The following is a 22,656-nucleotide window of genomic DNA, read 5'->3' as shown; positions in this document are numbered from 1 at the left end:
GAAATTCATGCCAATCCAGGAAGCCGAAAAATCCTACAAGCCCCATGTGATAGAGGAAAAGGTTCAGAGTTTCTGGGAAGAAAGGGATATCTATGAACGCGTGAAGGAACTGAGGGAGAAGGGCCCAAGGTATTCATTCCTGGACGGCCCACCCTACTGCAGCGGAAGGATTCACCTTGGAACAGCATGGAACAAGATAATGAAGGACTCCTACCTCCGCTTCAAATCAATGAGGGGTTTCAATGTCAGGAGGCAGCCTGGATGGGACACCCATGGCCTCCCAATAGAACACAAGGTTGAGGGGATCCTGGGTGTCAGGAGCAAGAAGGACATCGAGGATGAGATCGGAATAGAGGAATTTGTCAGGAAGTGCAGGGAATTCGCGGTTGAAAACAAGGCTGTGATGACATCCCAGTTCCAGCGCCTCGGGGTCTGGATGGACTGGGATGACCCCTACGTGACCTTCGACCCCGCCTACATGGAATCATGCTGGTGGACCCTGAAGAGGGCCCATGAGAAGGACCTCCTTTTAAGGGACCTCAGGGTGATAACGTGGTGTCCCCGCTGTGAAACGGCCCTGGCACTTGCAGAGATAGACTACCATGAGAAGGAGGACCCATCCATCTACGTGAAGTTCCCAGTCTCAGGGGACACGTATATACTGGTATGGACAACAACCCCCTGGACCCTTCCTGCAAACATGGCCGTTGCTGTCCACCCTGACTTTGATTATGCCCATGCCCGCCTGGATGGGGAAACCTACATAATGGCAGAGGCACTCGTTGAGAAGGTCCTCGGGGAGGAGGCGGAGATCATAAAGACCGTCAAGGGATCTGAACTTGAGGGCCTCACCTACAGGCACCCCCTGGATGAGGAGGTGCCATGCCACAGGGACATGGAGCACAGGATCATCCTGGGGGACCATGTGACACTCACGGAGGGTACAGGGTGCGTGCACACAGCCCCTGGTCACGGTCCAGAGGACTTCGAGATAGGTAAAGAATATGGCCTCCCGGTATTCTGCCCTGTGGACGAGGCAGGGGTCTTCACTGAGGATGCAGGGAAATATAATGGTAAATTTGTTAAGGACGCTGATTCTGACATAATAGATGACCTCAGATCAAAGAACCTCCTCCTGAGGGCAGAGACCATCAGTCACAGGTACGGGTTCTGCTGGAGATGCAAGACACCCATAATCTACCTTGCCACAGAGCAGTGGTTCCTCAAGATAACAGAGATAAAGGATAAAATGCTCAGTGAACTCGACAGGGTACAGTGGATCCCCTCATGGGCAGGGGAGAGCAGGTTCAGGAACTGGATAGAGAATGCAAGGGACTGGACCATCTCAAGGCAGCGCTACTGGGGGATACCCATCCCCATATGGGTCTGCGAGGACTGCGACAGCATACACGTTGTTGGATCAATAGAGGAGCTCAGGGAGCTGGCTGTTGAGGGCCAGCTTGAAGGGGACTTCATCCACAGGCCCCATGTTGACAGGATAATACTTGAGTGCGGTAGATGCGGGGGCAGAATGAAGAGGACACCCGATGTCCTGGATGTCTGGATAGACTCAGGGGTTGCAGGCTGGGCAGCCCTACACTACCCCAGAGAGAAGGAACTCTTCAGTGAATGGTTCCCCTACGACTTCATAACCGAGGGACATGACCAGACAAGGGGCTGGTTCTACTCACAGCTTGGCTGCGGTGTGATAGCACTTGATGAGACACCCTACCGGCGGGTGCTCATGCACGGTTTCACCCTTGATGAAGAGGGCAGGAAGATGAGCAAGTCCCTGGGGAACGTGGTTGAACCTGAGGATGTCATAGAGAAGTACGGGGCAGACGTCCTGAGGTTCTACCTTCTATGGGCCAACAAGCCATGGGAGGACCTTAAATTCGTATGGGACGAACTTAAGAATGTTAACAAGATGTTCAACATACTCTGGAATGTCTACGTCTTCGCAACAACCTACATGTCCCTTGACAGGTTCCAGCCAGGTGACCATGAACTGGAGGACCTCCACTTCAGGGATGAGGATCGATGGATAATCTCAAGGGTTAACTCTGTGGCCCTGAAGGTGACAGAGGCCCTGGATAACCTCCACTTCCACAGGGCAACCCGTGAAATCCACGACTTCATAGTGGAGGACCTCAGCCGCTGGTACATAAGGCTCATAAGGAGCCGCACATGGATAGAAAGGGACGACCCAGACAAGCTGGCAGCCTACCACAGCCTCTACACAGCCCTCAAGACACTTATAGTGACACTATCACCCATAGCACCCCACGTATGCGAGGACATCTACCAGAACCTTGTGCGGGGGGCTGAACCCGACTCACCTGAGAGCATACACATGCTGGACTGGATGCTACGTGAGGATGCGGTGGATGGCAAACTCGAGGCAGAGATGGACATCGTCCGCGAGATAATAGAGGCATGTGCAAGGGCAAGGGACACTGCAAGGTACAAGCTGAGATGGCCTGTAAGGGAGATAGTTGTGGTATCAGAGGATGAGAAGGTTCTGGAGGCCGCTGAATCCCTCAAAGGGGTTATAGCTGAACAGGCCAACGCCAAGTCCATCAGGACTTCAACTGAATTCCCTGATATGAGGATAATAGCCAAACCAAACCCCGCAACCCTGGGTCCAAAGCTCAGGCAGGACATGCCGCCTGTCATGAGAAAACTTGAGGAGGCGGATGGCGCTGAGGTTAAAGCCGCACTGGAATCAGAGGGCAGCTTCAGGGTTGAACTGGACGGCAGAATAATCGTCTTGGAACCCGATGATATAATATTTGAGACAGAACTCCCTGAGAACATCGTGAATGCACAGTTTGAGGGTGGAAGTGTATTCGTTGACACGGAACTCACACCTGAGATAATGAGCGAGGCAATGGCCCGCGAACTTGTAAGGAGGATCCAGGATATGAGGAAGGACCTTGACCTGGACGTTGAGGCCAGGATAGAGGTTTCAGTGAAATGCAGCCCAGAATTCAGGGAACTGACCGAGCCCCAGAGGGAATTCGTTGAGAATGAGGTCCGGGCCAGCCATCTCTCCTTTGATTACACCGAACTCGAATACACCAAGGAATGGAAGATATCGGATGAAAACCTTATAATATCCATAAAACCTTCAGATAAGGTGTGAAAATGGTTTTAACAGATTCAGAGATTGAATTCATAAGGAAAGAACTTGGGAGGGATCCGAATCCCCTCGAATACGGGATGCTGGATGTGATGTTCTCTGAGCACTGCTCATACAAGAGCAGCCGCCCGGTTCTCGGCTTCTTCCCAACCGAGGGCGAGGGGGTAATCATAGGCCCCGGTGATGACGCCGGTGTGGTTGAGGTCACCGATGAGCTGGCCATGGCCATTGGAATTGAGAGCCACAACCACCCATCTGCGATAGAACCATATGGGGGTGCAGGTACCGGTATAGGCGGGATTCTGAGGGATATAATCTCAATGGGTGCCATGCCCATAGCTCTCCTTGACTCCCTTCGGTTCGGATACCTTGAGGACCAGAAATCAAGGTACCTCTTTGAACACGTGGTTAAGGGTATATCTGACTACGGGAACCGTGTGGGGGTTCCAACCGTCGCAGGTGAGGTTGAATTTGACGATAACTTCCAGCTGAACCCCCTGGTGAATGTTATGTGCGCAGGCCTTGTGCGCAAGGATGAGATAAAACGGGGGATAGCCCCCCGGCCAGGCGATGTATTCCTCCTCATGGGGGGCAGAACAGGCAGGGATGGAATCCATGGCGTAACCTTCGCCTCTGAGGAACTCACAAGTTCATCTGAACTGGAGGACCGGCCAGCGGTTCAGGTCGGCGACCCATTCACCAAGAAGATGGTGATGGAGGCAAGCTTTGAGATAATGGAGAAAATAGAGGTTTCAGGCGTGAAGGACCTCGGGGGCGGGGGTTTAACGTGCTGCATCTCTGAACTTGTGGCCAAGTGTGATAACGGTGCAAGGGTCAACCTGGAGGCGATACCCCTGAGGGAGGAGGGAATGACACCCTATGAGATAATGCTCTCAGAGTCACAGGAACGCATGATCTTCGTTCTCAGCCCTGACAGGGTTGATGAGGCAATGGAGATCTGCAGGAAATATGAGCTTCCGGCCGCGGTCATAGGTGAGGTTACAGATACCGGAAGGATGATCGTTGAAAGCGAAGGTAATGTTATAGCGGACCTGCCAGCAAAACTCCTCGCGGATCCCCCTGTGATTGAAAGGGAGGCAAAAAAACCTGATTTACCCGAGGGGCAGGTGGAGGTCCAGCACCCCCCTTTCACTGAAGCGCTCCTTAAACTCCTGTCATCACCCAACATTGCAAGCAAGAGGTGGGTTTACCGCCAGTACGACCATGAGGTTCAGATAAGAACCGTTGTGAAGCCAGGTGATGATGCGGCGGTCCTCAGGGTCGATGAGAAGACTGGAGTTGCACTCACCGTTGACTGCAACAGCATCCACACAAAGCTGGACCCATACGGTGGCGGCGCAGCCTCTGTGGGGGAGGCAATAAGGAACGTTGTTTCAATGGGCGCCTGGCCACTCTGCATAGTGGACTGCCTCAACTTCGGAAACCCGGAGAAACCGGAGGTTTTCTGGCAGTTCAGGGAATGCGTGAGGGGAATGGCTGACATGGCAGAGACCTTCGGCACGCCGGTAATAAGCGGTAATGTGAGCTTCTACAATGAAACCGAAGGTGTTACAGTGAACCCCTCCCCCGTGGTTGGAGTTGCAGGGAGGCTACCACTTGATAGCATAAAGACAATGGACTTCAAGGCTGAGGGCGAGAAGATAATCGTCATCGGGGATACAAAACCTGAACTGGGAGCCTCAGAGTACCTGAGAACAGTTCATGGCATTGTTGATGGTAAGCCACCCGAAACAGATCTCAGGGCAGAATTTGACGCTGCAAACTCAGTCAGGAAGATAATTGAGAGATTCGGGGATCAGGTAACGGCAATCCATGACTGTTCAGCAGGCGGTATAGGGGTTGCAGTTGCTGAGATGGCCATAAAGTCAGGTATCGGGGCAACCATAGACACAGGGAAGATCCCTGGAAGCTTCAGTAACATCCATGAGGCCCTATTCTCTGAATCAAATGGAAGGTACATCATAACCGTGACGGGATCCGTGGAGGAAATAATCCAGGAACTTGAAGTGCCCTGCGCTGTGATAGGAACCACTGGAGGCGACACCCTGAAATTTGATGATGTAGCACTGGATGTATCTGAACTCTATGATGCCTACCATGGGGTTATTGAGGCATACATGTCCACATAGGTGTTTTTTTGAGGTACCGGAGGGAGTTCTTCAGGCAGATCATACATGCAGCAGGCATAGTCTTCGTGATCCTTGCAGGCTACCTTGGCTCCCTCCCCATGGTGGCCCTCTCCCTCGCAGCAGCACTCATGGGTGAGTTGATATTTCAGCTTGACAGAAGGTTCACCCTCCCCTTCTTTTCCTATGTTCTGAGGAGCTGCCGGAGGGATGATACCGAGAGGGGCTTCATCTACTACTTTCTGGGAATGGCCCTCACCTATGCCCTCTTTGGTTTTAACATTTCAGTGGCCAGTGCCTCAGTTATAATACTCACCCTGGGTGACTCACTCTCCACAATCATCGGCAGGGAGTATGGTTCACATCCCCTCCCATTTAACCCTGATAAGAGCATTGAGGGTTCAGCGGCCTTCCTTTTAGCAGGGTTCCTGGGGGCCCTCTTTTTCCTTGACCCCCTAACCGCACTCACAGGGGCTATTGCGGGCATGCTGGTGGAGGCCTACACCCCGGTTGAGGATAACATAACCATTCCCATCGGTGCCGGGGTTGTGATGCTGCTCCTCGTCCACTGAACAGATTTTTTTGTGAGGATTCAGAGTCTTATAACGTGATGAGACAAAAAACATGCTTTTTTTGAATTTCAGAGTCTTATGACTCCCTCCCTCCTGAATGAGACCACTGAAGCCGCAAAGAGGATTACAGATAAAAGGGCCGCCGGTAACATGTCATATATGAGACCCGGGTTGAGATATGGGCTCGATGAGAGCTTGACCATTATGATGCTTGGTATGAAGCGTATTATGGGGTTGAAGATGCCCATATCCATGAATAGGGGCACGAAGAGCAGGAACGTTGCAAAGAAGAGCACCACCGTGATGGCAGAGTTGGCCTCCTTTGTGCTGTCTGCGAGGATGGATATGAAGAGACCGGTCCCTGTGAACCCCAGTCCCGTGAGGAACATTATGATGGACAGCAGGGGGATATTGTAAACCGGCACCCCAAGGAGTATCACTATTCCAAGCCACAGGAGGCTCTGAATGAATGAAAAAATGAGTGCAGGGGTTATCTTACCAAGAATGACGCTGGTCTCGGATAGGGGGACCATCAGGAGGACCTCGAAGGTTTTTCTTTCCTTCTCGCCAACCACGCTGTCGGTTACAATGTTACTCCCAAGGAAGAATGGGAGGAAAACCACGAAGGGTATTATGAACCCGTACATTATCTCCACGAAGTAGGAGCTGTCAACTGCAAGGGGAGCATACCGGTCCCTGTTAATTGGGATAATTTTCAGTTTAACAGGATTCTCCAGGGCTTTAACTGTGGATGCTGGAATACCTGCCTCCCTGAACTGTTTCTGCTCTGCGTACCATGAGGCAGCACGCTGAAGCCTTTCGCTCATGATGGTGTAGAATGCACTGCCGGTGTCTGCTTCGATACGGACATCCCCACCGCTTGTGTAGACAATGGCAACCACCCCTGAACCCAGACTTTTCCGGGCATCAGCAAGATCCGGGAATTTCGTAACACCCAGACCCTCCCTCTCAAGGCCCTCAATGAGCAGACGTTCATCCCCCACAACACCCACCTTGAGGAACCTGGAACCACCCCACTCCCCAATGAGCTCTGGATCCGCTGCAACAGAACTTACAACTGCAAGTCCATAGGCACCCAGTATTATTATGACCTGCACTAGGACAAGCAGCATGTAGATCCTGTTTGAAAATATGTCCCGCGCCTCCTTAACTGTAAGGGCCTTCAGTTTCATGGTCTCACCATCAACCTTAAAATACCGGGCCTTGGACCAAAAACCACATCATCCCTGCTGAATAATCTGACTGCAAGGCCATAGAAGAGGATGTTGAGTATGAGGACCGAGAACAGGGGCGGTATGAGGTCAGCTGCATTCAGGTTAACTCCTGATATCAGCTTTATGGTGAGGGTCATGGGTGAGAGGGACCCTGAGGAACCGGCCATGTAGGCGAGGGCGGGCACAATAAGGTATGCTGCTGCGATTATGTAGGCAAAGGTTATACCTATCCCGGCCTCCCGGTAGTTCTTTGCATAGACCGATATGAGTGCTGTGAGCCCTATGATGGGTGTTGATGAGAGCACAACGGTTAGATAGGCACCTGCCGGGTTGCTTATCTGGAAACCGGCTGCCATTATGAGGATCATCCATACACCCACCTGCAATGCCACCGTGGCGGTAACAGAGAGACACTTCCCGATGATTATTTCAGAGCGCCTTATTGGCATTGCAATAAGGGCTTCACCTGTTTTCCTCTCCTTTTCACCCACGATACTGTCCACCACCAGGTTTCCGAACAGGAAAACCGGGAGAAAGAGAAGAATGGAAACCATGACACGCCTCACAAGCTGAAGTGGAAGGGCCTCACCCTGTGTCTCCTCACGAACCTCAGGTCTCGGCGTTGGGGTTTCAATGAGTTCCCTGGTTATAATGGTGGAGGCCCTTTCAACCGCGGCTTCCACCTCGTCCCTTACAACGGTCCTTCTTGGATCAGAATAGTCAAGGTAGAGCGTTGCATTCAGGGGGATGCCTGTGAAGTTATCGACCAGGAGCCTTGATGGTGCACCCCCATGTATATAGAGGACATCTGGGTTCAGCTGCCCGGAGATGATACCTGAGGGGTCGGTGACACTGAGCTCTGCAAAACCCCTGAGGGAGGGGGTGAATGTGCTTCCCTCACCGATCATCTCAATGAAGCCGCTGAACATGAATATGGTGAGTGAAAGTACCAGTATCTGGAATAGGAATATGAAGAGGAATTTACGGCTTCTGAATGTTCCCCTGAGTTCCCATTTTGTAACTGTTAGGAGATTCATCTAGGACCCCTTCAGGCTCTGTATGAATACGTCGTTGAGTGTTGCCTCCCGGGTGTTCACACTGAAGACCGTTCCAGGGATATTCTCTATAACCTCTGTTATGGATTCACGGCTACCAAGGGATAATCTGATGATTTTACCATCAATTACAACGGATTTAACACCACTTATCTCCATAAGAGATTCTCTGCTGACCAGTGAGGGCTCCGAGACCTTAACTTCAAGTATCAGGTCCCCCTGGACCCTGGATTTGAGTTCATCTGGGGTTCCAATGTCTAGTATGCGCCCCCTGTTTATTATGGCGACCCTGTCACAGAGGTAGTCGGCCTCCTCCATGTAGTGGGTGCAGAGTATCATGGTCCTTGAGCCCTTTAGATCCCTTATGAATTCTCTTATTGAGAATGCTGTCGCCGGGTCAAGGCCCATGGTGGGTTCATCGAATATTATGATTGGAGGGTCATGTATGAGGGCCCTTGCTATCCCGATCCTCTGCCGCATGCCCTTGGAGAATGTGTTTATGGGGTCCGCTGCACGTTCACTCATACCCACGAGTTCAAGTAACTCGTATATTCTATCATCCAGCACATCCCTGGGGACACCATAGAGCTCACCGAAGTACCTCAGGAGATCTGCAGCCCTGAAACGCTCATAGAGGTTGGGCTCCTCTGGAAGATAACCTATCATTGCTTTAACCCTGAGTGGGTCCCTGGTAACATCATAGCCACCCACATGGACTGTGCCAGAGTCAGGGTGCAGTATCCCTGCTATTATGCGTATTGCGGTGGTCTTACCGGCACCGTTGTGGCCGATTATGCCCATGAGTTCCCCTTCCCTCACACTGAAGCTGAGGTTATCAAGGGCCCTGATTCTTCCAAAGCTTTTAGAGACAGAGTCCACCTCTATCATGAAACCTCCATGAATCAAAGATTCTTTTCCAGCTGGGAATTTATATCCCCCTTTATATATAATAGTATAAACAGTACTTAAGCGGTGATGGTCACATGTTTCTATCAGAACTCATACCAGTGAGGGATGCATTCAGGATTCTTGATGAAAATCAGAGATCAACTGCGACTGAAACCCTTAATCTCTTATATGCCCATAAAAGGGTTCTTGCGGAGGATTTAAAAGCCAGATTTGACTCCCCACCCTTTGACAGGTCAGCGATGGATGGATACGCGGTGAGGGCAGAGGATACATTCGGTTCCTCCCCTGAAAATCCATCAAGATTCACTGTCACAGATTCCATAGGGGCCGGGGATGTATCTGATGTGGATGTGGGTAGGGGTGAGGCTGTTAAAATCGCAACAGGGGCCCCCATACCCCGCGGAGCAGACGCTGTTGTCATGGAGGAATACACTGTCGGCTCAGGGTCTGAGATCAGTGTTGTAAGACCGGTGTTTCCTGGAGAGAACTTGGCACCGGCAGGAGAGGATTTCAGGGCAGGGGATACCATCCTGAGTAAAGGAACCCTCCTCAGACCTGCAGAAATTGCCATGGCGGCATCGGCAGGTTACAGCCAGCTGAGGGTGTATAAAAGGCCCTCGGTAAAGGTGATAATAACAGGTAATGAACTCATGGAGCCTTCAGCGGACCTTGAACCAGGCAAGATACCCAACTCAAACCTCTACACCCTCAAGGCCCTTGTGGAGAGTGCAGGTGGAGAGGCAGAGGTTAGCCACGCCCCCGACGACATGGATATCATAGTGGATGAAATCAGAGGGGGAGTGAAGGAACATGACATGGTCATAACAACCGGCGGAACAGCGGTGAGCCGTGGGGATGTGGTTGTGGATGCCGTGGACAGCCTTGGCGACGTACTCTTCCATGGGGTGGCAATGAGGCCAGGGAAACCTGTGGCATTTGGAATTGTTGAGGGTAAACCTGTGTTCATGCTTTCAGGGTATCCTGTCGCCGCCATGGTGCAGTTCGATGTCCTTGCAAGGTATTATCTTCTCAGAATGCAGCACCTGGATTACAGGCACAGAACAGTGAAGAGGCGGTGTCTTGGTAAGGTCGCATCTGGACCCGGCAGGACGGAATACGTGCGGGCAAATGCAGATAACGGAACGGTTAAACCCGTCCAGAGCAGGGGTTCGGGTATAATAAGGTCAATGGTGGAGTCAAATGCCTACATAGTGATAGATGAGAACCTTGAGGGCATAGCTGAAGGTGAGGAGTGTGAGGTCCTCCTCTTTGATTCAATGACACTCTGAAACCCTGCCAGCATATATAAATGGGAGCTTTTATATGACCGCTTCAACAACCATTAAAACAGGTGTTATGTAATATGAATGCACTGTGGTTTTACGTCATCGCATTTATCCTGATATGGACACTCGCTGTTCTTTTCAGGGACAGACTCAAGATTGAGATACAGGGACCCCTCCTCCTGAGGAGAACAAAGAGGATGAGGGGATTCATCGACAGCATAGCGTCAGGCCACCCAAGACTCTGGAGGTGGATACTGAATGCGGGCATCCCTGTGGCGTTCTTCTTCATGTTCTACATGCTCTACCTCATGGTGATGTCCCTTCAGAACATATTCGTGACTCCACAGGCTTCACTCATCGTGCCGGGTGTTGACATACCGGGATCACCGGTTTACGTGCCTCTGGGTTACGGTATAGTGGGCCTTGCCACGGTCATAGTGGTGCATGAATTCGCCCATGGGATACTTGCAAGGGTTGAGGGGGTCCGTATAAAATCCATTGGCCTCCTTCTTCTGGCAATACTTCCGGGCGCTTTCGTTGAACCTGATGAGGATGACATCAAGAAGGTGAGCCCCATCTCAAAGCTGAGGATATATGCCGCCGGATCAGTGGCGAACCTCATACTTGCAGGTATATGCTTTGCACTATTCTTTGGTATTTCAGCATATGCCATGCCCGCTGCCTTCCAGGCCGACGGTGTTCAGATAGACAGTGTGGTCCCTGGAAGTCCTGCAAGCGAGGTCCTCAAACCGGGCCTCGTTATTGAGAGCATAAATGGAATGCCAACCACAAACCTCACCACCTATGGAATGGCCCTTAAGATGATACGGGTTGGTGAGGTTATCACAATAGACACTGATCAGGGGACATTCAGGCTTAAGACAGGCAGAAACCCCAACAACTCAAGCAGGGCCTACATGGGTATCCGGACCAGCAACCACCTGAAGGTGAGGGAGTCTGTGGCATCGGTCTTTGGCGGCACCCTGCCATTTGCCCTCACATACCTGGAGGAGCTCTTCTTCTGGATATTCTTCCTGAACTTTGCAGTGGGTACGGTGAACCTTCTACCTGCCAAGCCCCTTGATGGAGGTCTCATGTTTGAGGAGCTCCTGCGCTACAGGTTACCGGAGAGGATTGTTAAACCGGCGGTCAGCTATGTCTCCATATTTGTTATACTCATCATAGCGGTGAGTATAATCTGGGGCACAGGGCGCGGTATCCTGATGATGTTCTGATAGCTGAGCTATAAGCTGTCGACCGATGTTCTGATCAGCGCCTCTGGCAGCTGAAGCAGACATCGTCTTCCTTATCGGTCCTGTATATCTTACCGCAGCGGGGGCACATAACAGTCCTCATGCCGCTGCTCCTGGCTGGGGGATCGTGGCACTGGCACCTCACGCCCACCATCTTCTTCTTTTTCTTCATGTGATCTGATTTAGTTGCGGATAGGATATTATTTTTGTAAAGCACACCAGCGGGCCCTCTTTGATCATGAATCTGCAGATAAGATACTCATCTTTTTTGAGCCATTGACGTCTGCCAGGTATTAAATTCAGATACACAGCATATTAAAATAATTTTTATTTTTATTAAAGCAAATTTTATATAAATCTTAATTCAACAATATTTGATTTAAAATAAAATTAAATGGAGGTGAGAATATGAGAAGATCAGTGATTCCATTAATTCTAATCATTGCACTCATGTTTACAGGAGGTGTTTCAGCAGCGGATAACAGCAGCAACACCACGGGAGACGTTATTGCAGAGAACTCATCCCACTACAACCTTCTGATACTGACAGGGTCAACATCCAGTACAAAGGCGATAGTGGAGGGGTATAAACTGGCAGGCCAGAACGGCTACAGATTCAACCTCTCAATGTTCACCAATGACGAACTCCTGAGAAACGACCCGCAGATCGATGCAGCAGCCATTGAGGCTGGCAGAAGGGCCGATGTGATACTTATACAGATGATAAGCAGTCCAAACACGGTTGCAAAGGTCAACCAGATCCTCAACGTCACATCAGCAAGAAGGATCATAGCCATAGGAACAGGGAACACATTCAAGAGCTATCCACAGATAGGCGAGGACAATGCAACTGTTAAGAATATATGGGACCAGGGGGGTCCGGAAAATTTCAAGAGGATGATGTTTCTCCTTCTGAGGGATGCAGGGATGAAACTCAGACCAGGGGAGAACCTCACAGCAATTCCAGCCATAAAATCCTTTGTCTACCATCCTGAATCAGCACAGCAGTTCACCAGCTGGGACCAGTACTATTCATGGTATGTGCAGAGCGGACACTACAAGCCGGGAAAACCATGGATAGGGATCCTGACCTTTGACACCTACTACCGTGGAAGCGACATGAGGATGCACACTGCGATAGTTGAGAGCCTCGAGCGCAAGGGCTACAATGTGATGCTTGGATTTGCAGCGGACACACCAACAAAGAGGAATGTCATAGAGAAGTTCTTCCTGGATGGCAACAGAACACCAAGGATAAGTGGCCTCATAACCTGTATGGGGTTCAACCTCTATAACGGGGATCCGGTGAACTCCACCAGCATACTGAGGGAACTTGATGTACCCTCACTCTCAGCGGTATATGCTTCAAACCTCAAAACATGGAACGAGAGCATATCAGGACTCTCCTCCGAGGTCTACTGGCAGATAGCCATGCCAGAGATTGATGGGAGAATAGAGCCCATCATGATCGGCGGCGGCGTTGAGATGGTTGACCCGGAGACAGGCTTGAGGTACACATACTACGTACCCATACCCGACAGGATAGAGAGGCTCACAGAGAGGATGATCAACTGGGTGAAACTGAGGGAACTTTCAAACTCAGAGAAGAAGATAGCCCTCATCTACTACAACATAGGGGGCGGTAAGGATGGTATCAGTGCCAGCTACCTCAACGTACCAGAGAGCATAAGCACGATACTGAGTGCCCTGAAGGCAGCAGGTTACACAGTGGATGAAAAGTCAACTGCAGAGGTAATCAACATACTCCTTGGACCGGGCCTCAATGTGGGATCATGGGCCCCAGGGGAACTTGCAAAGGTTGTGAAGGCAGGTGCAGTGACCATACCCGTATCAGAATACCTGTCATGGTTCAGCCTCCTTCCTGAAGCCCTCAGAAACAACATAACAGCAACCTGGGGGCCAGCACCAGGAAACGTTATGGTATACAATGGCAGCATCGTGATACCCGGTGTGATGCTTGGAAACGTATTCCTTGGGCCACAGCCAATGCGCGGTTTTGGCGAGGACGCAGCTGACCTCATACACTCAACCACGCTCCCACCCCACCACCAGTACTTGGCATTCTACCTGTGGCTTCAGAGGAACTTCAATGCAGTTATACACCTGGGAACACACGGAACCCTTGAGTGGCTGCCAGGAAAATCCGTTGGACTCTCCTCACTTGACTGGCCAGACGTAATGATAGGTGACCTTCCCCACATCTACCCCTACATCGTCAACAACCCCGGTGAGGGAACACAGGCCAAGAGGAGGGGATATGCGGTGCTCATCAACCATAACATTCCACCGATGGTCGTGGGTGAACTCTACGGAGACCTGGCTGAACTCCAGCACAAGATCAACAGCTACCACTCATCAGAGGATCCCCAGAGGAAACTGATAATCGCAGAGGAGATAAAGAACCTCACGGTGAAGCTGGACCTTCACAGGGAACTGAACCTTGACCTCAACGCATCCTTTGAGGAGGCACTTGACAGGATTGAACACAGACTCGATGAACTCTCAGCAACACTGATACCCTACGGTCTGCATGTATTCGGAGAACCACTGAGCGGTCAGCTACTTGATGCAATGGTTGAGGCCATTGTGAGCTTTGACCCGGCGACACGTAACACCACAGAGTTCAGGAACGCCATAAGGGAGAAGCTGGCCAGTGACTGTGAGATCAGCAATCTCCTGAGGGCCCTTGAAGGCAGATTCGTTGAGCCTGGAAGAGGCGCCGACCCCATCAGGATACCCGATCTCCTGCCGACCGGTAAGAACTCCTACTCATTTGACCCCAGACTGGCACCTGATAGGGCTGCATGGGAGATCGGTAAGAAGATGGCCGATGATCTCATAGCAGACTACCTTGCAAAGAACGGCAAGTACCCTGAAACCGTGGGGGTTGTTCTCTGGGCCATTGAAACCATGAGGACCAATGGACAGACAATAGCCATGGTGCTGAGACTGATAGGTGCTGAGCCGGTATGGGATAAGTCAGGAAGGTTCACAGGGATCAACGTGACCCCCCTTGCAACCCTGGGAAGGCCAAGGATCGATGTCCTTGTAACCATCAGTGGGCTCTTCAGGGATACCTTTGCCTACAGCATAGACAGGATGGACGAGGCAATAAGGCTTGTGATGAAACTGGATGAACCGGTGAACCAGAACTATCTCAGAAAACACTACCTTCAGGATCTCATGAATTACACCGCCAGGGGCCTGCCAATGGCAGATACACTTGCAGGGGCAAGGATATTCGGCAGCGCCCCTGGAAGTTACGGTACAGGGATACCTGCTGTTGTTGAGTCCACTGCCAAGTGGAACAACCAGTCACAACTTGTTGAAACCTACCTTAACCACATGGGATTCATCTATGGAAAGGACATATACGCCATTGATGCAAAGGAGGTCTTCATGAAGCAGCTATCAAATGTAGATGCAACCGTGCAGGTGAGGGACAGTGTCTACGGGGTCCTGGACAACGATGATGTCTACCAGTACCTCGGAGGGCTCACAATGGCTGCAAGGGCAATGTCAGGTAAGAATGTTGCATCTTACATTGCCAACACAAGGTTCACCCCGAGGATTGAGACACTCTCAGATTTCCTTGCAGCTGAACTGAGGACAAGGACCTACAACCCAAAGTGGATTGAGGGAATGCTCAGCCAGGGCTTTTCAGGGGGTCATCAGATCTCAAAGGAGATAGGACACCTCTTCGGGTGGAGCGCGGTCACACCTGAACTTGTACAGGACTGGATGTGGCAGAGGGTCGCCGAGACCTATGTCCTTGATTCTTCTGTGAGGGACAGGTTCAGGAGTGTTCAGCCCTATTCGTATGCCTCCACCGTGGCATGGCTTCTTGAGGCCAGCAGAAGGGGCCTGTGGAGGGCTGATTCAGCAACGCTTCAGAGGCTTGCAGATGAGTATATCTCGGCGGTCAATGAGTATGGTGTTGTCTGCTGTCACCATACCTGTGCCAACATCGTCTTCAATGAGTGGGTTGTGAAGCTCTCCTCCCTTAACCAGGCTGCCCTGAGGAAGTTTGCAAGTGCAATGGCAGCAGCCACAGGAAAATCCATTGATGTACCGGGATCTGATACGGGGTCTGATACATCTGGCGGGACAGGTGATGATGGTCTTGGTGCTGGTGAAACCGGTGCACCGTCATCAGGTTCAGCCGGTGGAATATCAGGTTCCACACCCAGTGAGGCTGCCAGTTCTGGTGAGTCATCTGAGGCCAGTGAGGTTTCACAGTCAGAACCTGCCGGCGAGTCAGGTAAGGCCTATGAGGTCGCTGCTTCAAGCCAGAGCGGTTCAGCAAGCACCCAGACACCATTTTATGCTCTTGCTGGCATCATAGGAATTGTATGCCTCCTTGGAGCAGGGTATTTCTATCAGGGAAGAAATTAAACCCCTATTTTTTTATTTTTTGATGTCTGATTTTTCACCCTCATGAAACCCATTTTAGGAAAACCTAAAAATTTATATATGATGGGGGTTTAGGTATAACTAAAGTTTAGGAATACCTAAAAAGGTGGTGTCATGGAAACTACACTCGACAGAATATCCGAATCAGAGATGGTAACGGTCACCTCAGTTGACATTAGCGGTAACCTAAAGCACAGGTTCACGGTGATGGGAATCGTCAGGGGGTCCAGGGTAACCCTTGAAAAGGTTGCACCCCTCGGCGACCCCCTCAAGGTGAGGGTCAGGGGCCACCCCTTATCCATCCGCAGGGAGGAGGCCTCAAGGATAAGGGTGAGGAGAGATTAGGTTGTCACTGAGGATAGCCCTTGCAGGAAACCCCAACGTGGGTAAGAGCACCCTCTTCAACAGCCTCACAGGCCTAAATCAGCACGTCGGCAACTGGCCAGGCAAAACCGTTGAAAAGAAGGAGGGGCACCTGCACTTCAGGGGATGTGACATTGAGGTCATAGATCTGCCGGGAACCTACAGTCTCACAGCCGGTTCTCCAGAGGAGGAGGTGGTGATTGATTACCTCCTTGAGGAGTCTCCGGATCTTGTGATAAACGTTGTTGATGCATCAAATCTCGAAAGAAACCTTTACCTGGCCCTCCAGATAATGGAGTTTGGCCTTAACACCGTCATCGCAGTGAACCTCAACCGCGAGGCCGAGAGGAGGGGTTACAGTCTGGATTATGGGAAGCTTGAGGAACTCCTGGGTGTGCCTGTTGTGAGGATCGAGGCAACTGAAGGCGAGCAGGATGAGCTCCTTGAAAGGGTAATCGAATGGAGTAAAGGTGAACCCAGGATCCCCGGATATGAATTCCTGAGACATGAATCTCTGAGCAGACTGTATGAACTCATCAGGGGCAGCGAAATCAAGTTTCCACCCCAATGGATCATCATAAAGCTCCTTGAGGGCGATGAGAGGGTGGCCTCAATGCTCGGGGAGGAAATTCATGATGAATTCAGGAGGATTCGCGGGGTCCTTGAGGATGAATACTCTGTGAAGGCTGACGTGATTGTATCCGATGCCCGTTATGGGCTTATAGAGGCCCTTCTTGAGAGTACACTCAGAAAGCCACCGGTGGATCGGGTTACAGGTTCAGAGATTATTGACAGAATTGCGCTCAACAGGTACCTTGGCCTTCCGGTACTCCTTGGGGTGATGTGGCTGATTTTTCAGCTGACATTCACTGCAGGGGCCCCACTGACAGACCTCTTGGATTCCACCTTTTCATACCTTGCAGATGCGGTTCATGATATCATGGGTGATTCTATACTGGCATCCCTTCTATCTGATGGGGTGATAGGTGGTGTAGGATCTGTCCTGGTCTTTATACCCAACATATTCATCCTCTTCTTCCTCCTGTCATTCCTTGAGGATTCAGGTTACCTTGCCAGGGCGGCATTTGTCATGGATCGTGTGATGAACACACTGGGGGGTCTCAGTGGAAGGTCATTCATCCCCATGGTGCTGGGTTTTGGATGCTGCGTACCGGGCGTCATGGCCACAAGGACGATAGACTCTGAGAGGGAGAGGATAATAACGGCACTAATAGTGCCCTTCATGTCATGCAGCGCAAGGCTCCCTGTCTATGTGCTATTCACAGCAGCCCTCTTCCCGGTTATCTACCAGGGCTGGGTGATATTCTCACTTTACATTCTAGGGATAGTGGTGGCCATACTGACCGCCCGCTTACTCGGTAATAGAATCGTGGAGGGTGAAAGGTCACTCTTCCTCATGGAGCTTCCACCCTACAGGCTTCCGAGACTTAAGGCACTTCTCATCCACACCTACATGAGGGGTGTTCAGTTTATAAAGAGGGCTGGGACCATCATACTTGCAGGTTCACTGGTGATATGGTTCCTCTCGAACTTCCCGGGAGGGAACGTTTCATCATCAATCCTGGGGATTACAGGATCCATGATAGCTCCCATCTTCCAGCCACTGGGCTTTGGGGACTGGCAGTCTGCGGTTGCAATCATATTCGGTTTTGCCGCAAAGGAGCTTGTAATAAGTACCTTCGGGACGGTATACGGCACCGGTGATGTTGCAGCAACCATTCAGGGGATTTTCACGCCACTGGAGGCCTTCTCCTTCATGGTATTCATACTGCTCTACACCCCCTGCCTCGCAACACTTGCCGTAATAAAGCAGGAGGCCGGTACAAAATGGGCCCTCTTCTCTCCCGCATATTCCATGCTGGTTGCCTGGATTGCGTCATTCCTTGTCTACACGGCAGGTACTCTGACTGGTTTATGATCACAGAATGGAGGTGAAATCATGGTCTCCCGTGGAGGTATAAGGGGTGCAAGAAAACCTGTAAAACCAGAAGATTAGATGGTGAAGACCATCCGGTGCTTCTCCATGATATCCACAACTATCCTGTCAAAACCCTCAAGTATTTCCACACCATCGATGAGCATGTCACGGGTTATACCCCTTGCCATTAGATCTTCCTTCCTTGCAAAAACAGCCTCGGTCTCTGACAGTTCTCTGATGGTGTGGGAATACCTGTTTTTTTTCATTGCAGCATACACACCACTGGATATGAGGTACACGGTGAGTTCATCTTCCCTCCATATCCCCACAAGGTCAAGGAATGTCCTGAAGCCCAGTTCAGATGGACTTTTAGTTACAAGGAACCCCACAGAACCCATCAGTAACCGCTCCACCCCAGTGTCTCCATGAGTTGCTCACCAAGAAGTTTCTCAAGGCACTGGACATTCTCCTGCATCCATGGCTCCTTGAGGGGGTAGCAGTTATCGAGTTTCTGCTCACCGTTCAGGAGCTTCATTGCAAAGGCCATGCATGTTGATTCACCGCATTCGCCACAGTTGCTGCCAGGGAGGCACCTCTGTATATCGAGGGGTCCAATGCTTTCCACGTCCCTCCCACGCACACCCCTCATGTAGGCCTCGTAGGCCTGGTTTATCCTTTCCATGATCCGCCTTATGATATCAAAGGCCTCCTCCACGTCATGGTTTTTGTTCATGCTGACCTTCCCTGAGGGGTAGAGGCTTATGAGCCTGTCGTAGATGGTGAGGGTGAGAATGTTTTTCTTCTTAACATAATTCACAGCACCCGGCGGATACATATTTGCCAGGAGGGGGATGATGTCTCCGATTTCAGAGTCAAGCTCCATAAGGACCCTTATTTTCCCCTCACTTGCAATGCATGGCTTAACCTGTTTGAGGGTAACCTCCCTTACAAGGGGCCCATCAGGGATGAGCTCCCTTTTAACCTCATCCATTTCCATAACGGCACCTCATATCCTGATAACTGCGGTTTCACCCTTTGCAGAGATTATCTCATGGAGTTCCTCATCGTTTATTATCTCTGCAGCTTCGACAAGATCCTCCTCCACAAGCCCCCTCTCCCTGAGGGACCCCTCATGTACCAGTATGCTTCCCTCCGGAAATATGAGGTATGTGAGCTCCTCCACATTTGGGTACCCTATGCTCTCTGATTTCTGATCTGCAACTGCAGCGTAGACACCGTCCTCCATCAGGAGAACGTCAGAGTCAAGGCCACTGTTCAGACATGCTATGACAACATAGAAACCACTGAATGCATCTTCAGATCCATAGGGGGCCCTGTCTATTATTATGAGAGAGGATTTCATTTTAACAACCCAGACTTATCACGCGGTGACTTTTCTTTATCCATTCTGCCAGTTCATAAACACTTTTTATCTCCACGCCCTTTATGTAGGGCTTCTCTGAACAGGTGTAGCCCCGTGCGGTGGAGCACCTTATGCAGGATATCACATTAACACCGGACCTTACAAGGGCCCTGAATTTTTCTGCCACATTGGGGAATGACTGGGGGGCCTGGTCCCTTTTCGGTACATGTGTTCCATCCATGTAAAGGAATATGTTAACATCGTAGCCATTTTTTATGGCGCTTTCTGCCAGTTCTGATGCTATATCAGCATACTGATGGCGGTAGGGACCCTCAAGGAGGACTATTGTGAGCAGTTTTTTCTCCATGGATCTATCTTCGCATCCATAAAATAAATAATTTATTATGAATAATAATGATAGTTTTCAGTGATTTTCAAGTGCCCTCTCAAAGGCCTCGCAGTGGATCCTGGCAGCCAGCTCCTTCTTGCACTCATCATCTGCAAATAACCTCATCTTGGCGGCTCTGCAGGGGTAATGCTGTATTTTAAGACCTGCACGGACAGGCAGATCCTTCACCTCAGTTCCGGCAAGTTCCTCTGCAACAAACCGTGTTGCACCGCAGGGTGAACACCTGAGGACCCTTATATCCTTTACCCTGTCGTCTTCAACATCAACCTCAACCACGGGCTTTCCAAATTTCGATACGAATTCATCAAAGGATGGATTCCCGTTCTCCTCAAGGTCGCACATGTTCTCTGGTGCTGTGACATTCCCGTATCCCAGCAGCTGATTCCTGAAGCCCTCACCCCTCCAGGCACCCACTATTATCCAGTCAACCTGATTGTGGATGCGGTCCACAAGTTCAAGTGTGAGGTCAGGGTGGAGGATGTAGGTTATAACGATATGCGCTGATACTATCTGCTCAATCTTTTCCTGTGGTATTTCAACTTCATCTGCGAATATGCCTGAGGGTGCCTGGAGTTCAATGAAATCTGTTTCAAACTCCTCACCTATGTTTTCGTGGGCCCTTTCACCGTAGGGGCCGTCTGTCACTATTGCAACCCTGACCATTCAATCATCCTCCGGTTTGAATTCAGTCCTTATCCACTCTGCGATTTCATCGCGTATCCTTCTGAATCTGGCTATATCCCCACCTGCAGGGTCTGGAAACTCCGCATGCATGTACCTCTTACCACCAGGGAATACAGGGCATGCCTCATCACAGAGGCTCACAACCACATCAAACTCCTCACCCTCGAGTTCCCTGAGGTCGGTGGGCTTATGGGAGCTCATATCGATTCCAATCTCCTCCATGACCCTCACTGTCAGGGGGTTGATTTCCCTTGGCTGGCTTCCGGCACTCTGGACATGGTAGTGCTCCCCGTACATGTTTCTGAGAATACCCTCAGCCATCTGGGACCTTCCTGAGTTGTTTCTGCATATGAAAAGAACCCTCTTCTTCATGGTGATCCTCTTTACAGTTTCTGGCACATAAACCCGTGCACTGAAATCTATTCATACATCCAAATTTATAAATATATCGAGTTATTTATGAGATAAAAAATAAAACCATAAGTGATAACTCTGAGGGAGAAAGGGATAAATGAGAGTTGTTATAGTTGGAGGAGGGGCCGGAGGACTTTCAACGGCCTCAAACATAAGAAAATATGATAAGGATGCAGAGATAACTGTTATAACCCGTGATAAGCACGTGGCATATTCACCCTGCGCCATACCCTACGTTATGTGCGGGGAGGTTGAGTGCTTTGATGATATAGTGATGCACCAGCCAGAGGACTACAGGGAACGCAACATAGATATCCTCACAGAAACCGAGGTGGAAGAGGTTGACTCCCATAAAAAAACCGTGACCTATGTGAAGGATGGTAAACGCCAGGAAATACCCTACGACGTCCTTGTCCTTGCAACCGGGGGCTCCCCATTCATACCACCGGTTGAGGGGGTTGACCTTGAGGGGGTGTTCACCATAAGGACACTCACAGACGGTGAGAGGATAAGTGAATGGGCATCCAAAAGTAAAAAAGCCGTGGTGGTGGGCGCAGGGCTCATAGGTCTGGAGATAGCATATGGTCTTCTGAAAATGGGACTTGAAGTCACCGTGACAGAGATGCTGCCACAGATCGTCCCCCGTTCCCTGGACCCGGACATGGCAGCCATAGTACAGGAGTACCTTGAGGAGAAGGGGATAAGGGTTGTCCTTGGAAAGGCACTTGAGAGGATAACCGGAGACGAAAGGGTCGAGGCGGTTGCTGTGGGAGATGAGTGCATTGAGGCCGACCTGGTGGTCCTCGCAACAGGGGTGAGGCCAGAGACAAAACTTGCTCGGATGGCGGGATGCGAACTGGGACAGTGGGCGGTAAGGGTCAATGAGAGGATGCAGACAAGCGTACCTGACATTTATGCCGTCGGGGACTGCGTTGAGGTCTACGATGCCGTGACAGGCTTCAGGACCCAGTCACCACTGGGCTCCACTGCCGTGAGACAGGCCCGGGTGGCTGCAAGGAACATAGTGGGTCTTGATGCAACCTTCAGGCCGGTTCTCAACGCCATGGTATCAAAGATAGGTGAACTCGAGTTCGGTGCTGTTGGACTCACAGAGGTCATGGCACTCCAGAGCGGGATAAAGGTGGTCTCAGGAAAGAAGAGGGCCCTTACAAAGGCCAGATACTATCCCGGCGCCGAGAGGATTGATGTGAAGATGATATGTGACCTCAAGGGAAGGATAATCGGGTGCCAGATGGTTGCAAAGGAGAGGGTGGCTGAAAGGGTTGACACCATGTCACTTGCCATATCACAGGGACTCACATGTTCAGATCTTGCCTGGACAGAGTTTTCGTATGCGCCCCCCGTTTCAATGGTCATCGACCCCATAATCCTTGCAGCTGAGGCCGCCTGTGAAAAACTCAAACGGGTGAACAGCAAGCAGGATGATTGAA

Annotated in this window: 19 protein-coding genes; 9 read left to right on the top strand and 10 right to left on the bottom strand. The window is 50.8% G+C overall.

The window, feature by feature from the left end:
• The first annotated feature begins 7 nt into the window (after positions 1–7).
• From ileS to AB9H23_RS07390, 3 genes are read left to right on the top strand one after another with little or no spacing between them, the layout of a single operon-like run.
• A complete protein-coding gene (ileS, locus tag AB9H23_RS07400) occupies positions 8–3,145 on the top strand; it encodes an isoleucine--tRNA ligase (protein WP_370004645.1) in 3,138 nt (1,045 codons plus the stop codon).
• A gap of 2 nt (positions 3,146–3,147) precedes the next feature.
• Positions 3,148–5,292, top strand: a complete 2,145-nt coding sequence (gene purL / locus AB9H23_RS07395; protein ID WP_370004644.1) for a phosphoribosylformylglycinamidine synthase subunit PurL — start codon at positions 3,148–3,150, stop codon at positions 5,290–5,292.
• Between the two features lie 8 nt (positions 5,293–5,300).
• The gene (locus tag AB9H23_RS07390) at positions 5,301–5,861 is read left to right on the top strand and encodes an SEC59/DGK1/VTE5 family protein (protein WP_321211280.1); all 561 of its coding nucleotides are present in this window, start codon (positions 5,301–5,303) and stop codon (positions 5,859–5,861) included.
• A gap of 68 nt (positions 5,862–5,929) precedes the next feature.
• Here the strand turns inward: AB9H23_RS07390 and AB9H23_RS07385 are convergent, their stop codons facing one another.
• The 3 genes from AB9H23_RS07385 to AB9H23_RS07375 are packed head-to-tail and all read right to left on the bottom strand — an operon-like array spanning position 5,930 to position 9,039.
• Positions 5,930–7,054, bottom strand: coding sequence for an ABC transporter permease (locus AB9H23_RS07385; protein ID WP_370004643.1), 1,125 nt, complete (start codon positions 7,052–7,054; stop codon positions 5,930–5,932).
• Complete coding sequence (locus tag AB9H23_RS07380) at positions 7,051–8,133, bottom strand: ABC transporter permease (protein WP_370004642.1); 1,083 nt, start codon at positions 8,131–8,133, stop codon at positions 7,051–7,053. Before AB9H23_RS07380 ends, AB9H23_RS07385 begins: the two co-directional genes overlap by 4 nt.
• Positions 8,134–9,039, bottom strand: coding sequence for an ATP-binding cassette domain-containing protein (locus AB9H23_RS07375; RefSeq protein WP_370004641.1), 906 nt, complete (start codon positions 9,037–9,039; stop codon positions 8,134–8,136). It abuts the gene before it with no gap.
• 95 nt (positions 9,040–9,134) lie between these two features.
• On the opposite strand from AB9H23_RS07375, the gene glp reads away from it, so the two are divergent.
• Together glp and AB9H23_RS07365 are read left to right on the top strand one after the other, a co-directional pair.
• Complete coding sequence (gene glp, locus AB9H23_RS07370) at positions 9,135–10,349, top strand: gephyrin-like molybdotransferase Glp (protein WP_321211276.1); 1,215 nt, start codon at positions 9,135–9,137, stop codon at positions 10,347–10,349.
• 74 nt (positions 10,350–10,423) lie between these two features.
• Entirely contained in the window at positions 10,424–11,581 is a 1,158-nt protein-coding gene (locus tag AB9H23_RS07365; RefSeq protein WP_321211275.1) for a site-2 protease family protein, read from the top strand.
• A 34-nt stretch (positions 11,582–11,615) separates the two neighbouring features.
• Here AB9H23_RS07365 and AB9H23_RS07360 read toward each other — a convergent pair whose 3' ends face one another.
• Positions 11,616–11,771, bottom strand: a complete 156-nt coding sequence (locus AB9H23_RS07360) for a hypothetical protein (RefSeq protein WP_321211274.1) — start codon at positions 11,769–11,771, stop codon at positions 11,616–11,618.
• 236 nt (positions 11,772–12,007) lie between these two features.
• Here AB9H23_RS07360 and AB9H23_RS07355 point away from each other — a divergent pair, with 236 nt between their 5' ends.
• The 3 genes from AB9H23_RS07355 (at position 12,008) to feoB (ending at position 18,335) form a co-directional block, all read left to right on the top strand.
• On the top strand, positions 12,008–16,015 hold the full coding sequence (locus AB9H23_RS07355) for a cobaltochelatase subunit CobN (protein WP_370004640.1): 4,008 nt from the start codon (positions 12,008–12,010) through the stop codon (positions 16,013–16,015).
• 132 nt (positions 16,016–16,147) lie between these two features.
• Positions 16,148–16,378, top strand: a complete 231-nt coding sequence (locus AB9H23_RS07350) for a ferrous iron transport protein A (protein WP_321211272.1) — start codon at positions 16,148–16,150, stop codon at positions 16,376–16,378.
• A 1-nt stretch (position 16,379) separates the two neighbouring features.
• Positions 16,380–18,335 (top strand): ferrous iron transport protein B, encoded by a 1,956-nt coding sequence (gene feoB, locus AB9H23_RS07345; RefSeq protein WP_370004638.1) that lies wholly within the window; start codon positions 16,380–16,382, stop codon positions 18,333–18,335.
• Positions 18,336–18,409: 74 nt separating this feature from the next.
• On the opposite strand, the gene tusB is transcribed toward feoB, so the two are convergent.
• Genes tusB through AB9H23_RS07315 form a run of 6 tightly spaced genes read right to left on the bottom strand, consistent with a single transcriptional unit; the run spans position 18,410 to position 21,163 of the window.
• Positions 18,410–18,733, bottom strand: a complete 324-nt coding sequence (gene tusB / locus AB9H23_RS07340) for a sulfurtransferase complex subunit TusB (RefSeq protein WP_013296528.1) — start codon at positions 18,731–18,733, stop codon at positions 18,410–18,412.
• Positions 18,733–19,332 (bottom strand): (Fe-S)-binding protein, encoded by a 600-nt coding sequence (locus tag AB9H23_RS07335; RefSeq protein WP_321211270.1) that lies wholly within the window; start codon positions 19,330–19,332, stop codon positions 18,733–18,735. Before AB9H23_RS07335 ends, tusB begins: the two co-directional genes overlap by 1 nt.
• Positions 19,333–19,341: 9 nt before the next feature.
• On the bottom strand, positions 19,342–19,698 hold the full coding sequence (locus AB9H23_RS07330) for a DsrE family protein (RefSeq protein ID WP_013296526.1): 357 nt from the start codon (positions 19,696–19,698) through the stop codon (positions 19,342–19,344).
• 1 nt (position 19,699) lies between these two features.
• Positions 19,700–20,065: a DsrE/DsrF/TusD sulfur relay family protein gene (locus AB9H23_RS07325; RefSeq protein WP_300477627.1), complete on the bottom strand. Its 366-nt coding sequence runs from the start codon at positions 20,063–20,065 to the stop codon at positions 19,700–19,702.
• A gap of 57 nt (positions 20,066–20,122) precedes the next feature.
• Positions 20,123–20,770, bottom strand: coding sequence for a DUF166 domain-containing protein (locus AB9H23_RS07320; RefSeq protein ID WP_321211269.1), 648 nt, complete (start codon positions 20,768–20,770; stop codon positions 20,123–20,125).
• Positions 20,771–21,163, bottom strand: a complete 393-nt coding sequence (locus AB9H23_RS07315) for an arsenate reductase ArsC (RefSeq protein ID WP_321211268.1) — start codon at positions 21,161–21,163, stop codon at positions 20,771–20,773. It abuts the gene before it with no gap.
• Positions 21,164–21,302: 139 nt separating this feature from the next.
• Between AB9H23_RS07315 and AB9H23_RS07310 the strand changes: the two genes are divergently transcribed.
• Positions 21,303–22,655, top strand: a complete 1,353-nt coding sequence (locus tag AB9H23_RS07310) for an FAD-dependent oxidoreductase (protein ID WP_321211267.1) — start codon at positions 21,303–21,305, stop codon at positions 22,653–22,655.
• Position 22,656: the final 1 nt, after the last annotated feature.

The sequence above is a fragment of the Methanothermobacter sp. KEPCO 2 genome, assembly GCF_041228365.1.
GTDB lineage: Archaea > Methanobacteriota > Methanobacteria > Methanobacteriales > Methanothermobacteraceae > Methanothermobacter > Methanothermobacter marburgensis.
Note: the sequence above shows the minus strand (reverse complement) of the source record. Positions and strands in the feature narration are given on the sequence as shown.

What these genes read in the sequence shown, in the direction of transcription:
- AB9H23_RS07320 (WP_321211269.1), bottom strand. Translation starts at nt 20,770, where the DNA reads ATGGTCAGGGTTGCAATAGTGACAGACGGCCCCTACGGTGAAAGGGCC.
- purL (WP_370004644.1), top strand. Translation starts at nt 3,148, where the DNA reads ATGGTTTTAACAGATTCAGAGATTGAATTCATAAGGAAAGAACTTGGG.
- AB9H23_RS07360 (WP_321211274.1), bottom strand. Translation starts at nt 11,771, where the DNA reads ATGAAGAAAAAGAAGAAGATGGTGGGCGTGAGGTGCCAGTGCCACGAT.
- AB9H23_RS07375 (WP_370004641.1), bottom strand. Translation starts at nt 9,039, where the DNA reads ATGATAGAGGTGGACTCTGTCTCTAAAAGCTTTGGAAGAATCAGGGCC.
- AB9H23_RS07315 (WP_321211268.1), bottom strand. Translation starts at nt 21,163, where the DNA reads ATGAAGAAGAGGGTTCTTTTCATATGCAGAAACAACTCAGGAAGGTCC.
- AB9H23_RS07310 (WP_321211267.1), top strand. Translation starts at nt 21,303, where the DNA reads ATGAGAGTTGTTATAGTTGGAGGAGGGGCCGGAGGACTTTCAACGGCC.
- AB9H23_RS07385 (WP_370004643.1), bottom strand. Translation starts at nt 7,054, where the DNA reads ATGAAACTGAAGGCCCTTACAGTTAAGGAGGCGCGGGACATATTTTCA.
- AB9H23_RS07335 (WP_321211270.1), bottom strand. Translation starts at nt 19,332, where the DNA reads ATGGAAATGGATGAGGTTAAAAGGGAGCTCATCCCTGATGGGCCCCTT.
- AB9H23_RS07325 (WP_300477627.1), bottom strand. Translation starts at nt 20,065, where the DNA reads ATGGAGAAAAAACTGCTCACAATAGTCCTCCTTGAGGGTCCCTACCGC.
- glp (WP_321211276.1), top strand. Translation starts at nt 9,135, where the DNA reads ATGTTTCTATCAGAACTCATACCAGTGAGGGATGCATTCAGGATTCTT.
- AB9H23_RS07330 (WP_013296526.1), bottom strand. Translation starts at nt 19,698, where the DNA reads ATGAAATCCTCTCTCATAATAATAGACAGGGCCCCCTATGGATCTGAA.
- AB9H23_RS07355 (WP_370004640.1), top strand. Translation starts at nt 12,008, where the DNA reads ATGAGAAGATCAGTGATTCCATTAATTCTAATCATTGCACTCATGTTT.
- AB9H23_RS07365 (WP_321211275.1), top strand. Translation starts at nt 10,424, where the DNA reads ATGAATGCACTGTGGTTTTACGTCATCGCATTTATCCTGATATGGACA.
- AB9H23_RS07350 (WP_321211272.1), top strand. Translation starts at nt 16,148, where the DNA reads ATGGAAACTACACTCGACAGAATATCCGAATCAGAGATGGTAACGGTC.
- tusB (WP_013296528.1), bottom strand. Translation starts at nt 18,733, where the DNA reads ATGGGTTCTGTGGGGTTCCTTGTAACTAAAAGTCCATCTGAACTGGGC.
- AB9H23_RS07380 (WP_370004642.1), bottom strand. Translation starts at nt 8,133, where the DNA reads ATGAATCTCCTAACAGTTACAAAATGGGAACTCAGGGGAACATTCAGA.
- ileS (WP_370004645.1), top strand. Translation starts at nt 8, where the DNA reads ATGCCAATCCAGGAAGCCGAAAAATCCTACAAGCCCCATGTGATAGAG.